General features: G+C 46.9%; 9 protein-coding genes and 1 pseudogene. 6 read left to right on the forward strand and 4 right to left on the reverse strand.

The window, feature by feature from the left end; genetic code table 11:
* The first annotated feature begins 27 nt into the window (after window positions 1–27).
* The gene (locus tag H6F98_RS33845) at window positions 28–2814 is read left to right on the forward strand and encodes a CHASE2 domain-containing protein (protein WP_242058794.1); all 2787 of its coding nucleotides are present in this window, start codon (window positions 28–30) and stop codon (window positions 2812–2814) included.
* 89 nt (window positions 2815–2903) lie between these two features.
* Window positions 2904–4301: an ATP-binding protein gene (locus H6F98_RS32010; RefSeq protein WP_192222784.1), complete on the forward strand. Its 1398-nt coding sequence runs from the start codon at window positions 2904–2906 to the stop codon at window positions 4299–4301.
* Between the two features lie 57 nt (window positions 4302–4358).
* Here H6F98_RS32010 and H6F98_RS32015 read toward each other — a convergent pair.
* A pseudogene (locus H6F98_RS32015) lies at window positions 4359–5419 on the reverse strand (IS630 family transposase).
* 532 nt (window positions 5420–5951) lie between these two features.
* Here H6F98_RS32015 and H6F98_RS32020 point away from each other — a divergent pair.
* A complete protein-coding gene (locus H6F98_RS32020) occupies window positions 5952–6323 on the forward strand; it encodes a hypothetical protein (protein ID WP_192222785.1) in 372 nt (123 codons plus the stop codon).
* 663 nt (window positions 6324–6986) lie between these two features.
* Here the strand turns inward: H6F98_RS32020 and H6F98_RS32025 are convergent.
* Window positions 6987–10451: a hypothetical protein gene (locus tag H6F98_RS32025; RefSeq protein WP_192222786.1), complete on the reverse strand. Its 3465-nt coding sequence runs from the start codon at window positions 10449–10451 to the stop codon at window positions 6987–6989.
* 557 nt (window positions 10452–11008) lie between these two features.
* On the opposite strand from H6F98_RS32025, the gene H6F98_RS32030 reads away from it, so the two are divergent.
* Window positions 11009–11278 carry a hypothetical protein gene (locus H6F98_RS32030; protein WP_192222787.1) on the forward strand — a complete coding sequence of 90 codons (270 nt, stop codon included), beginning with the start codon at window positions 11009–11011 and terminating at the stop codon, window positions 11276–11278.
* Here H6F98_RS32030 and H6F98_RS32035 read toward each other — a convergent pair.
* Window positions 11264–12889, reverse strand: a complete 1626-nt coding sequence (locus H6F98_RS32035; protein ID WP_192222788.1) for a helix-turn-helix domain-containing protein — start codon at window positions 12887–12889, stop codon at window positions 11264–11266. The two genes, H6F98_RS32030 and H6F98_RS32035, sit on opposite strands and share 15 nt — an antisense overlap.
* Window positions 12890–13063: 174 nt before the next feature.
* Here H6F98_RS32035 and H6F98_RS32040 point away from each other — a divergent pair, with 174 nt between their 5' ends.
* A complete protein-coding gene (locus H6F98_RS32040; RefSeq protein ID WP_192222789.1) occupies window positions 13064–13453 on the forward strand; it encodes a helix-turn-helix domain-containing protein in 390 nt (129 codons plus the stop codon).
* A 21-nt stretch (window positions 13454–13474) separates the two neighbouring features.
* On the opposite strand, the gene H6F98_RS32045 is transcribed toward H6F98_RS32040, so the two are convergent.
* A complete protein-coding gene (locus H6F98_RS32045) occupies window positions 13475–13876 on the reverse strand; it encodes a helix-turn-helix transcriptional regulator (protein ID WP_192222790.1) in 402 nt (133 codons plus the stop codon).
* Window positions 13877–13985: 109 nt separating this feature from the next.
* On the opposite strand from H6F98_RS32045, the gene H6F98_RS32050 reads away from it, so the two are divergent.
* Window positions 13986–14192, forward strand: coding sequence for a DNA cytosine methyltransferase (locus H6F98_RS32050; RefSeq protein WP_192222791.1), 207 nt, complete (start codon window positions 13986–13988; stop codon window positions 14190–14192).
* Window positions 14193–14299 lie beyond the last annotated feature (107 nt).

The following is a 14299-nucleotide window of genomic DNA, read 5'->3' on the forward strand; positions in this document are numbered from 1 at the left end:
TTAAAAGTCATAAAGATTTGGCAATATATGTGGACAACGCTGAAACAGCGAATCTGGCAATGGCGTGGGGTATTGATAACGGCTCCTAGTGTAGCTGGAGTATTAGTTGCTCTACGTTTGGCAGGATCACTACAACTATTGGAGTTAGTGGCACTTGATCAATTTTTTCGCCTGCGTCCTCTAGAGCCTGCTGACCCTCGAATTGTTATTGTCACGATTGATGAGTCAGACATTAAGAAATTGGGACAGTGGCCGATGTCAGATGCTGTAATGGCTCGCTTGCTCTTAAGACTCAAACAACAGAATCCGAGAGCAATTGGTCTAGATCTCTATCGAAATTTACCAGTAGAACCTGGTCATCAGGAATTGGTTAAGGTTTTTGCCTCTACACCCAACTTGATTGGTATTAAGAAAGTGGTAAAAAAAGCTGACAGTAATGCTGTTGAAGCACCACCAACGCTGCTCCAGCTTAGTCAAGTTAGCGCAAGCGATATGGTATTGGATGCTGATGGCAAGCTCCGTCGCAGTTTGCTGTATCTAAGAACCCAGGACAATCAACCAATATTAACTCTGGGGGCAAAGCTGGCTTTTGCTTACCTTGCAACTGAAGGCATTACTCCCCAAGAAGTTGACGCTAGCAAGAGCCAGTTTAGATTGGGTCGAGCCGTATTTACTCCCTTGAAAGCAAATGACGGGGGCTATATCCGTGCTGATGTCGGGGGGTATCAGATATTGTCAAATTTTCGCAGACTACAGCATGGCTTCCGTACTATCTCGATGACTGCTGTTTTAGAGGGTCAGATACCAGCGAATTTAGTACGCGATCGCATTGTCTTGATTGGTGCAACGGCAGAGAGTGTCAACGATCGCTTTTACACCTCCTATAGTACGACCCTGGGTACTGCACCGGCTGGCGTTGAGATTCATGCCCATTTGACTAGCCAACTGTTGAGTGCAGCACTAGACGGGCGACCTTTACTCCAAGTTACTTCTGAGCCGTTAGAAGGCTTATGGATTTTAGTTTGGTCGGGGATTGGGGCAATATTAGGCTGGACATCGACATCTCTTCGGCGGACAGTTATTGCCGTCTTGTTTTTCGGGATTACTCTTTTGGGCAGCGCGTACCTGCTGTTTTTGGCAGGCTGGTGGCTGATTGCGATTTCCCCACTAATAGCTCTGGTTGGGGCTGCCACTATCAGTAACGGCTACATACTCGCTCGAAACCTGAAACTCTCCCATAAGCAATTGGAAGATTATGCACGGACGCTGGAACAAAAAGTCAAGGAGCGTACCCTGGCACTAGAGCGGGAAACTACCCGTGCGAAACAAGCCGAAGATGCTGCAACTGCGGCTAACCAAGCCAAAAGCACTTTCCTAGCGAATATGAGCCACGAACTGCGTACCCCCCTCAACGTGATTCTTGGCTTTTCCCAATTGATGGGTCGCTCGCCTGATCTACCCTCGGAACAGCAAGAACACCTGGGTATCATAACTCGCAGCGGGGAACACCTGCTCACTCTGATTAACCAACTCTTAGATTTATCCAAAATCGAAGCAGGTCACGCTACGCTCAACGAAACACCTTTCAACCTCTATTATCTCCTAGACGATTTGCAATGTATGTTTCGGCTTAAGGCTGATAGTAAAGGGTTGCAGTTGCTGTTTAACTGGACTCCAGATGTTCCCCAATATGTACGCACCGATGAAGTCAAATTGCGTCAAGTGTTAATTAATCTGCTCTCTAACGCAATTAAGTTTACAGAAGCAGGCAGTGTATCTCTAAAAGTCAAAACTAAGTCCGAACAACAAACAACGAACAACATAGACGCGCAAGCGGCTTCCCCCAGAGTACAACAAACAACAATTACCTTTGAAATTGAAGATACTGGTTCTGGCATTGCCAAAGAGGACTTAGACAAGCTTTTTCAACCCTTTGTACAAACGAAAACAGGTCAACAATTGCAGGAAGGGACAGGATTAGGGTTGACTATAGCACGCTCGTTCGTGCAACTGATGGGCGGGGAAATAACCGTTAGTTCCTTGGAGGACAAGGGTTCTGTCTTCAAGTTTGACATAAAACTTAGCGTGGTTGGAACTGCTGACATCAAAATCCGACAACCAACCCGTCGAGTACTTGCCCTAGAAGCCAATCAACTGAGCTATCGTATTCTGATTGCGGACGACGCCCTTGAAAATCGCCAACTACTAACAAAGCTGCTTTCTCCCCTTGGATTTGAACTTTGGGAAGCTAGTAATGGTATTGAGGCAATTGAAATTTGGGAAAAATACTGCCCGCACTTAATCTTTATGGATATGCGAATGCCTATGATGGATGGGTATGAAGCAACCAAACAGATCAGATTTTGGGAAAGAAATAGGAAAGATTTCCCAGCCAAATTCCAAACGGGTCAAGCTACAGCAATTGTTGCAGTGAGTGCTTATAGCTTAGAGAAAGAGCGAACCACTGCATTTAGAGTCGGTTGCGATGACTTTATCCACAAACCCTTCCGAGAGGCTGACATCTTTGACGCCCTGTACAAACATATTGGGGTGCGCTTCGTGTATGCTGAATCCACTGCCGCCTCTACTGAAACTAAGGTAGAAATTGTGACTCCAGAGGCAATCGCTGCCTTACCTACCAATTTAGTTGCTAACCTCCGCCAAGCCATCTACAATCTTGATGTCGAGTTGATACAGACTTTGATTGCTCAAATCAGTGAGCTAAACCAACCCTTAGCAAATGCGATCGCTTCTTTGGCTAAAGATTTTAAGTATCGGCAGTTATTGGATTTGACACAACCGATAACCTATTAAAAATCAGTGGTATCGACTTCCTTGAGTTAAGCACTGAGTTAAGGCGATCAGCTTAGCTGGTGCCGTAGGCAATCGCTAAGGAGATTCCTATGCTATGTGTTGAAGACTTGGTAAACCTAGACCCGTTTCAACAGCTTCCCCAAGAGCGATTAGAGTGGGTCTGCGAACACGCTCAAACCGTCGAACTGGGTGCCGGAGAGTTCCTGGTGCATGAAGGAGATCCGGCGTGTGGCTTATTTATCCTGATTGCCGGCAAAATGAGCCTTACCCGCCGCAGTGAAGGGATTGACATTCCCATTGGACAACATGAAGGTCCATCATTCTTTGGTGAGTTTTCTGTCCTCACGGATGAACCTGTACCCGTAACAATGCGAGCCGCGACGGAGTGTAAACTCTACGAGATTTCGGCAGACGACTTTCTCAAACTACTGCATGAATGTCGCAATTTTGAGCGAACGGTATTCCGTATCGTGCTGAGTCGGGCTCGTGGGCTAGAGTCCTTCATTCGCGGACGTGAGAAGATGGCAGCGTTAGGAACCCTTGCCGCCGGATTAGCCCATGAACTCAACAATCCCGCCGCCGCCCTGGTTCGTGGCTTGCGGGAAATGCCAACGGCTGTTCTCGAACTTCAACGGATGAACTTAGTTTATGGACAACGCCAAGTTGAACAAGCGCATACTCAGCACTGGTTTCAGGTGCGGGATGACGGCTATGAGGCAATTCTCAACGAGCACGTAGACTTCGTAACTTTGAGCGATCGCGAAACCCTTCTGCTGGACTGGTTAGAAGACTATGGGGTGAAGCAGGCTTGGAAACTAGCAGAACCGTTAGCGGAAGGTGGCGTTGAGGTCAATACACTGAATCAGCTCATGGAGCGTTGGCGCAACGACTCCACGGAAATGCGGGAAATGGGATTGCACTGGCTAGCACTCTCGTTTGAAGTGATGTCGATGATTAAACATGGTTTACGGGGAGCGGAACGAATTTCCGAACTGGTGCAGGCAATGAAGTCGTACTCTTACCTGGATCAGGGCATTCAGCAAGAGGTCAATCTGCATCAAGGGTTGGAAGATACCTTGCGGTTGTTTGCTCACAAACTCAAGTGCGGCATCCAGGTTCAACGTCATTACGACCAACAGATTCCGAAAATCCTTGCCTTAGGCAGCGAACTCAATCAAGTGTGGACAAACTTGATTGATAATGCGATTGATGCGATGGATGGCAAGGGAGTGCTTGAAATTACGACTCATCAGTGCGAGCGCTTTGTCTTTGTGGACATCACTGATTCGGGATGCGGCATTGCGCCTGAGATTCAAACGCGCATTTTTGAACCCTTCTTCACCACCAAATCAGTCGGACAGGGTTCTGGGCTAGGGTTGGAAACAGCGCGGCGGATTGTGGAGAATCGCCACCAGGGAACGCTCTCGTTTGAAACAAAACCGGGCAGAACCTGTTTCACCATTTGCTTACCCTTACCAAATTCCTAAGTGAGCGCTAAGTAGGTGGACAGGAAAAAACTAAGCTATGTAACACGATGTTAAGAGTTAGCTAGACTTGAACTTGAAACGTTGTGTAGTCCGTCCTTCAACTCGACTTCTAGCTTCTACGCCATCCATCACGGCATAAGCTAGGTCTAACTCGTCTTCAAACATCTGCCCCGCGAGTTCATAGGTTTTGAGTTGATGCCATTCCGACTCAATGCGGTTCATTTCCGAGCAATAGGCTGGTAGAAAGAATAGGTAAAGACCCTGAGCTTCCCATTGTGACCACTGCTGCTGCACTTGAGAACTAGTATGAATCGATCCGTTGTCTTGAACGATGACACGAATCCGTCCAGTTTTGGCAAACTCAAGTGCTGCAAGGTGTGCTTGCTCATCCATCATTTTGATGTAGCTAGAACTGGTAAAAGAGCCAATAGCCAAGCCATAGACAAAGCTAACCAAGGGTTGTAGAAGCCCTAAAATACTCAACCGCCTGCCACGTCGTGGGGTTTGTTCAAGCCGTTTTTGTTGTCCCCGAAAAAAGTAGCTGTAGCTTGCTGGACTCCATAAGCTAAACCCCGACTCATCAAGGTAGAACAGGTCAATCTCACCGACAGCGGCAGCCAACTCCAGCATGTCCAAGTCGGCTTGCTTGATGGCACGTCGTTTTGGGTCTTGTTTGTCCCGATGACTCACACGGCTACGTTTCCAAACTACCCCCTTTTTTTGAGTACCCGTCGCAGGTGGTCGGGACTCAACTTGACTTGCCGCTCTTGAACCAGTTTTTGTGCCAGTTGCTGACTGTTGTAGGTGCAATTCTCTTGCCGCAGACACGTTTCCAAGTACTCAATATCATCGGCTTGCCAACGAGTTTTGCCTCCACGTCCGGACTCTTCCCACAACCCTCCGAGTCCCTTCGTTTCCCACCGATGTATCGTCTCGCGCACCGTTTGCGGGTGCCAGTTGAAGTAGTTGGCGATTTTCTCCACGTACCACCCTTGTGCATTGAGTCGTAGCACTTCGGCTCGATCCTTTACCCTTTGCGGCACCGTCGTCGCTGTTCTCATCTCAAACAACGTTCGGTCTTCTTCTGGCTTGAGGAAAATTCTCAGCCTTGCACCCATGACTCACCACCTAGACAGAACAGCTTCTTTAGTTTACCTAGCTTTACATAGTTTAGGATTTTCATCCCGACCTACTTACCTGTGGCATCAATACTCAGCCCATCTTCGTGAGTGAGGTCATCAAAATCTCTTGGGATTGAAATCTGTCTAAGCTCCGTTAAGTTGAAATTAAGTTAGTACTTTAGTGATCTTTCTTGAGTGTTCTCAACCTCACTCAAAGCTAGATACTAAGCTTAGTCGCTCAGTTACTCATGAGAACTCAACCCTAGCTGTTATTGCTTTTAAAAGCCCCATTCGCCAACCTTAACAGAAATTGAGGAATTGAAAAAACAGATAGAAGGTGATGTTCCTACACGCTCTTGACGATTCTAAGAGGTATTTTGCCTACTGTGTCTTTCCGGATTTCTTTCTCTGAATCAGGCTCTCCAAAGTTCGGTTGGCATCTAGAAGTCAATCATTCACTTTCATACAACAAGGAGATTAACAAGACTCCTTCTCTTCCAGAACACCCTAATAGAGAGAATAATCTACCATGAACTTATTTCTAAAAAGCTCGGCATTGGCGACTCTGTTCACTCTTGCCTTAGTGACCAATGCAAAAGCCGCTGAACCCGTTGAGTCTAATGAATTTAAGACTCGTCAAGCCCAGTCCCAGCCACTCCTGATTGCAGAAGATACTGGAGAAATTGATGCCAAGCAATTTGAGGAGCTGCGCTCACTCAATCGAATGCTCATACAACAAATGGAGATGATGGATGCCGCTTTACCCTTACTGGAATCGGATAATCCTGAAATTAGAAGAATGGCAATGGAGATGCTTACAAATAGCCATGAAATGAATGAGCGAATGATGACCATGCGTAGGGAGAGGCTCAACTTGAGAATCCGAGACGGACGCAATTAGAAACAGTAGACCTATCTTGAAAATAGAGGCTAAGGAGTAAAAACTGGAGACGAGAGACTTAGTTTAAGGCTAACTTGGTAACCAAGTTCTCAATTTGTTGACACAGGCGCTTGAGAGTTTTGTTGGGTCGAGAACAGGTTAGATAATTAGCTCTCAAGTCTCGCTAAGCTTCTTGCTTGGACAAGATGTGCTGAAAGCCTGATCCATCAAGTTTTCTCTCCCTTAACCGACGAAAAGATGTCAGCTTATTGACAGAATTATTGAGAATAGGTGTCTGCGGTTCATTCCCGATAATGATAATCCTAGAAAGGGGGTGGGCGAGGTACACCTCGCCCACCCAGATTAACTTATTGTCCTCTTGAAAAAATAGAGGAATTGAAATCGGGTTAAGTCGCGTAACTCTCTTTGGGGTAAAGTCGGGATCAAACTACCTCTGAGCAAACTGTGACGTAGCAATAACTTAATTTCAACTTAAGTATTTTCAGTAGACCGAAAACTTTTGCGATTGTCTATGGCACCCGCGATCAGCTTCGCGGTCCGGCACACTCTTCGTACTGGTCTGCAATGGCTGATTTTACGTTTGTTAGCTGTATATTAAATACTGTTTTCTTTTAATCAGAATACTCCGCGTCAGTTCTGGCGGCTAGCTCCCCGTCAATATCGCTATGTTGTGGTGGATTCAGAAGGGACGCTACTAGTTGAGGAGAAAACGTTTAGACCCAATACAGTAGCGCTGGTCAATTGCCTCAAGGAGTCCATTGGTAAAGTTAGCACCAACTTCGCTAGGATAGCAATCTGCGTCAATGCCGATGTCGCTTCAAAAATCCACTCAAAATTACTTCTCCCGTAGACCGATAAGAGAGTAGCCAGCTCTTGAAGCATCTCGAACTCAGGTAATGAAGCAACTAGTGGTAAGTATTCCCTCACCAGCCATTGAGCCTCCTGTGGCTTTTGTGTTGTTTTACTCATTTGACTATTAGGAGACTCAATCAGCATTTTGAGTAAATCTCGGAAGCGGCTGATGTGTTGTTGAGAGTAACCAGTGATGAGTGCGATCGCCGTAGTCGTAATTTTCTGCCCATTCGCTTGAAGTTGCTCTACAGCCGCCTTAATTGCCAATTCAACCCGTTCGGTTTTATCGGCAGCTTCTGCTGTAATGTCACTAGCTCGTACCAGAGTCACTGGAATATCCAACGGGTAGTCCCCCAAAAAATAAACGATTAGCTTCTCGCCAGGTCTTCTGTGCGCCCTCAATCGTCCGATGGCTTGATGAATGTCAGCTAAAATGCGACGGCGCACGAAGGCTCTAAACTCCAAATCAGCCGATGCCTCCATCTCGAAGTAAGGTTGAATATCCTCCGGTATCACTCCTTTTACCTGAATGGGATATTTCACCTTAAGTGTTCCAGTAGAGGGTGCGCGTCCAGTGCGGGTGATAAACTCGCTTTCCAGAGCGCCGAGGTCGCGGCAGGGTGTACCAATCAAGATTAGGGTTGTTACCTGCTCAAAATCATTCATTCCACGAGTTTCAACCCACCATTTGAGAACCGTCTCAATTCCTGCATCCTGGTATGGCTCGCCAAACTTCTTAAAATCAGCGACAGCCGCCTTGGGGTCTATATTGTTTTGGATGTGATCAACCACTGCCTCAACTCGCCTGATTTGAGAGTTGCCGCGATTCATTCCCAAACGTCCCAAGCTGGCAACTTGAATCAGTTCAAGGTTATCGGTATTGGGTTGCTCCTGCCTGATACACAGCAGTTGTTGAGTGCTAATTCCTAACAAAGCTGCTAACTCAGCGCGATCACCAGTAGCATCTAGGAAGATATTCGCTTTAGCTGCACGAGCAATTCTCACAAGGCGTTGATCTGGGAGAGTAACGGTCAACAACCCGTTACGAATCCTCAACGCTCCTGGATTGCCCTGCAAAATACCGACAAACGGCACAATCCATTGCTTGATTACCTCTTTTTCGACCCGTTGTGCTGTAGTTTCGTCACCACAGGTAAGCTTCTTTCTAGCGCTAGCTGGGAGGTCGGCTAAGGAAATACCGTATTCAAGAGTCGTGTTGATTAAACTCGGCTCAAAAGCGATTGCCTGCTCGATTTCCTCTAGATCTAAGAAATCTGGCAATGAGGGAAGATGCTCCAGGATAGCCGCATGACTCCATCCGTATTTACGATGCGGTGCCGGGATTTCCCCAGAAAGCAGCGCGGCTAGTATCATCAGCAGGGGCTTGAGTGCTTGGTACTGCCCTGAGGCACGCTCGTCCAACTTTAGCCGCATCTGGTTAATGTCATGCTGAGTAACTGTAAGCGTCTGTGTGACTCGTAGGTTTTCCGACCATTCATCCCAAATAATCGCGCTTTGTGAGTAATCGTAACCATTTGAGTTCATCGCATCGATGGGTTCTGGCAAACTTTCCGGGGAGGCGATAATTCGGGGAGACTTCAGTGCTTCCCGGCGCTGGGACAGATAGCCATAAACAGCTCCGGCGCGACAAGCTTCTAGGAAAGGACAGGTTTGGCAGATTAGTTCGGCACAGTCAGCTCCAGATACATTGAGTGAGCGTAGAGCATCGATGGTGTTGACTCGACTACAGTTAGGCGAGATGCTGTAGGATTCGCCGATTTTTACCCGTCGTCGTTTACCGAAGCGATCGCATTTTAATCCCCCATGTCTCGCCTCCAAGTGCGTCCATTCAGAGAGTGTGGAGGTGGCGGGATTTCGGTGTTCTTTGGTGGCGAAGATGATTTGACGGCAATCTAATTGTTCAGTATGCAGCCGACCTGAGTCAAAGGATTTGCCAGTACCCGTAGCCGAGGAGTCGCAGAGGAATTTAGCGCCACTTTTGATGGCTTGGCTCCAAACCGTCAGGCGATCGAGAGCTTGATACTGGAGAGTCTCTTGTGGGGCTAGTGAGGAGGTTTCTAGTTCAATTGAACCCTTTTTCCCAAAACCCCAAGCTTTTAGCCGTCCCCTTGCTTTTTGGAGCTGATGCTTAATTCCAGATAGTAAGCTAGCCATAGCATCGAAGCTATGAGCGGTTTTCTCCACTCCTGCTAGATAGTCTGGCGCGTGAATCAGTTGAACTTCGTCACCTCGAAAAGCCGCTAAGAGTTCATCAAAGTCAGGTTGTGACTTATCTTCTAACTGTCCCCACTCGCCGACTGTGACGTGATAGCCCCACTGCACGAGCCATTCTAGGGTTTGTTGGTTGGCAGCGGCGATATGTCGATTAGCTCTGGCTCCTGCGTCGGGCATTAACCGGATATCATTAGCTCCTAATCGCTTGAGATAATCCGAGAGGGTTTTTTCGCCATACCTAGCCGCACTAGCTGTGCCGATGACAGCGATGTCGTGTTGTCCAGTTCGCCATAACAAGAGGGCAACGAGCATTGATTTTAGCGCTCCCTCACACAGGATTACCGTTTTGATTTGCGGAGTATTGGGGTGCTTCCAGCAAAATAGGGGTAATTCACCGTTTGGCAGTTGTGGTCCGTTCCCTCCTAATGGAGCGCTACTGAGCCAGATATACTTAGGGTCATCCAGCAACGTGGCAATTTGCATCCCAGTAATGTGATCGTCTGGATCGAGGGCAGCGATGGTAAATCCTGGTCTTCCCAGGAGGAAACCATCAGGGGAAATGCCAGGGAGGTTTTCCTTGATGCCGACTGGGGCTTTTATTCCCGGTTCCCAAGTTCTTACCCGGCCTAGGGAGACTAGCCAGTTAATTTCATCTGTTGTTAGCTGTCGCTTTTCAATTAGATGTGAGACGTGTCGGGGAGTTAGGGTTGTTGCTTTCCATTGAAGCACCAAACGGAACTGGTGATCGCGCTCTGGGATACTCAGGCAGTGCGTAAAGCGTGAAACCTGCCGTTCTTTCTTTGTACGTCGGTACTCTCGTTGAAATTCTAACGAGGCGGAGTAACCAATCTCGGCTCCCGTATCCGGTGCCCACATATTGAAACCGAGTACATCTTGTCCAACAAACTTCAGCCCTGGAACTGAACTAACCTCATCACAACGGCAGTGAATCAGTCCTGTACTGGTGTTTTCCCTACAATCTCTGCGTACCCCATTACAGACGGGGCAATTTCTTTTCAGGTAGCGCCACGTATATGCCATCAGCCCATATTTATTAACTCACAAAGAGCCAACGCGAGCAACAGTCGCCATATGAGCTTTCTTTCAAACCTAGTTCGGTAAGTCTGAGTGCTTACTCAGGTCGAACTGAGGATAAAAGTTTGGTTTGGGTGTGAACGTGAAGCTTCTGTTTGCAAGCCACGTTGAGTACCTCATCGCTTAGCACGGCAACTGTGTTTTTGTTGGCTGACCTAGATTAGCGCCCTCGTTTTTTGGTACTGGTGAGTGCCAACGGATCAGAATGATCAGAATAATCAGATTTGTGAACAAAAATGGAATTACTGCTGTGTAAAGGCTTCAGGCGAGGAAAAGTTTTTTTTGGTTAGGGTGAAAGATATTTTTGGTTAGGGTGAAAGATATTTTTGGTTAGGGTGAAAGATATTTTTTGTTCACAAGCGACAAGTCAATACTGGAGAGCGTTTCAGCCTTTTGGTTAAGGTGAAGGATATTTTCGTTCACAGATATCCAATAAGGCTGAAATCAAAGCCTGTCAAAGGTTAGAACTGTTTTCGGGGATAGCTAATCTCCCCGTTCACAAATTGACCATTGCCGCTGAGCGCGACTTCAGTTCTGCCATTGATGCACGAATTAGTGAGCGATTACCTCAGCACTCAAAAGTAGGAAAATTTCCTACTTTTATGGCATATGGCAGTAACAGTGCTCACGAACAGTTCTGCTCTGCCATTGATGCACGAATTAATAAAACGATTGCCTCAGCACTCAAAGTAGGAAAATTTCCTACTTCTATGGCAGTAACAGCGATCGCAGACAGTTCCGCGTACTTCTCGCAAGACTCAGGTGTCGTGTGACTGTCTAAGGGCGGGAAGTGACAATCCCAATGCTTGCTTGAGACGCTTCTGGGTTTTAGGAGTTATAGACCTTTTGCCAGTTTCGATCATTGAAACTGTAGATTTACCCATTTCCGCAAGTTCCGCTAGTTGAGTTACGCTCAGACCTCTTGCTATCCTTAGCTCTCTAACTCGCTCACCTGTCAGTTTCGTGCAGTCTTGCTGCTGATTAAATGGGGCTGTGACATTGCGAGGAGCAGATTTGACAGGCGCTTTTTGCCGACGTTTTTGAGTAGGATGCGGTTTTTTGGGCTTGTCAATCTCATCCAGTTTCTCAGCAATCTCTGCTGGAGGGTGTACCCAAAGCCTACCCCCTAGCAGCCGTTCAAAACTACCGCGTGTACGCTTTGTGATATCAGTTAAGCGTGTCCCCTCACCTGATGCTGCATCCAATGCCCAGAACTCAGCCGCTTCTTCAGGAGCATCAGGAATGTCCATGAGCGGGCTGACATTAACCATTTCCGGCCAATATTGTGGTGGATAAGTTTCGGGGTCAGGTTGAATGTTCCACCCCCTTTCTATTAAAACTTTGAGCGTAGTTTCCCAACGCCTGACGAGCTTCTTCCGCTCTTTTGAAGACGCAATAGCAGCGTCAAGCATTTTCTCCCCGAAGGCAACTTTCATCAACATTTCCACAGTTAGTGGACTGTTTCGATTGACCCTAGTTTTGAATAACAGCCATGTCATCAGACGTGCTGCCCCTTCATGGTGATGCCAAAGGCTCATCAAGTCGCGTAGTACTCCCGATGACACGATTCCGTACTCGTAATAACCCGATTTGTTCCGGCGTTTTTCCTCATTGAGAAAGTATTGTGCCCAGTTGCCGCATCGGACTTTGAGGGTGAATCCCACAAGTAACTTCTCACCGATAGGATTTCCCTGCTCGTCATGAAAACAATTTTGGTAGTGCAAAATTGGTTCTGCTATCTCCCACAACCAAGTCCGGCTGACGCTAAATGCTCCGACTGTTCCTTTCTCTGGCCAAGAAACATACATTAAGAGAGAACAAGGCTGCTTCGCCAAAGCCAATAGCAGGTTTAATTTCTCCTGTTTGTTTTTTAAATTCCTGTTTTGCTCTAGACCTAGATACCGTTCTAGCTGTGTATCGCTTAGAACAAACTGCTGTTCCCAAGGGCGGTCGAGCTGTGTAGCGTGAGCGGCATAGATTAAGTGAATGCAGGCGGCACGAATATCAAATTGGTCAATTAAGGCTAGAGCTACTTCCCCCTCCAACACCGCAGGATTTAGCCCGTGCAAATCATCACTAACCCAGAAAGATACGTAGCCCTGACCTTTGGCGACTGGACTTTGGTAGCAAAGTGAACCTTTCTCTGAGTCAACCCAACCAAGGTTTTTGGCTTGTGTGAGGATGTTGCACCCTTCCCAGATTAATTTGTTCGATGCCATGCGATTGGTTTTGCCATCGGGGAATAGATCGGGACTTGTCGGTAGTCGTTTGATACAACGATAGCGCCCCTTGCGCTTGGGGGTGCTAACACTACTGATTTGAGGAACCTCTAACCCAGTAATTTCAATCTGCTGTGATGCCCCTAGTTGAGGGTTAGTATCCATACTATTATCGTCTACTGTTCAAGGCTCTTGGCATCGGAGCGATCGCATGGGGTACAAAACCTGATGTTGATTAACTAGTCAAACAGTTATGTTTAAACCGTCAGTCACTAAGCCTCTAACTTACCACATCCCAAAAACAGAAAGATGTAAAATGAAAAATATAAAATGAAAAACATGGACTCTAAAAGCAAGCGACTAGCCACTCTCATCCAAGAACTACGAGGTAGTCAGAGTCAACGCCAGTTTGCTAAGCGACTGGGCGTAAGTCCCTCATCGGTTAACTTTTGGGAGTCTCGTATAGCTTGGCCTGAAACAGAGAATTTAGAAAAACTGGCAGCTTTGAAAGGGTGGACTCTCTCTCACCTACAAACGTATTTGGTAGAAGGAGAGCTTCCCTCGGAAGACCCTTTAGAACAGGTACTAAAGACGGTACGTTCATTACCGTTGGAGGCATTAGCTAAAGTAGCTACTGTGGCAGTGGAAACGCTAGCAGCTAGAAGTACTGCCTCCACTCAGACCTCCGCAAAGCCGATTTACGAAACCGCAGACTCCAAAGCGAGTTGATTGCTATCTTCTTGATCTCGATCAAGTCTTTTCACGCAAAGCACTTGCACTGAAAATGATAATTTCTAGGATTTCCGACTGAGGAAGTTTGGCTATATCAGCTTTGATTTCCGAAACCCGACGACGCGACTCATCTTTGTCCTCGGCATACCTCCCTGTCTTCCGATACTGCTTGAAGGAAATTTTGCCATCCAGATAGTCCAAAAGCGACTCTGGCGTACCACCAGTCGATTTCGCTAAAGCCTTGAAGTTGTTAGAGCCAACATCAGGAAGGTTGATTCCGTTCAGCCATCGGTTAACAGTTGCTTGTGATACTCCAACTGACTTGGCAAAAGTTGTCTGATTCCATACGGAGTCTGACTCTAATAACTCCACCAACAACTCCACTAGCCGCTGTTGTCGCTCTGATGAAGTCGCTTCCATACCGAGTTAACCATTAACATTCTCCACCTATTTTGCCACCTAATCTATAACAAGTGTATTTTAAATTATACAGGTGTATAATTAGACTATACAGTTGTATAAGCTAAAAATGCTTCACTGCCAACAAAATCGAGATATAGTCGTTGTAGATTTATTTGCTGGCGCTGGTGGGCTCTCTCTAGGGCTGGAAGCAGCAGGATTTAAGGTAGCGGTAGCAGTGGAGAAAGATGCAATTAACTGCGAGGTCTACCAAAAAAACTTCCCGGATACCAAAGTAATTTGCACAGATATCTGTTCGCTCGAACCCGCCACCTGAAGGGGTGACGAGTAAGCTAAAAGCTTGATGAATCAAGGTTTCTCCTCCATTGCTCGACACAAAGATATCAGCTTATTGACAGGCTTGTTGAGAATAGATGTCTCGCC

Origin of the sequence: Microcoleus sp. FACHB-SPT15, assembly GCF_014849525.1 — a bacterium.
Classification (GTDB): Bacteria; Cyanobacteriota; Cyanobacteriia; order Cyanobacteriales; family Coleofasciculaceae; genus Symplocastrum; species Symplocastrum torsivum.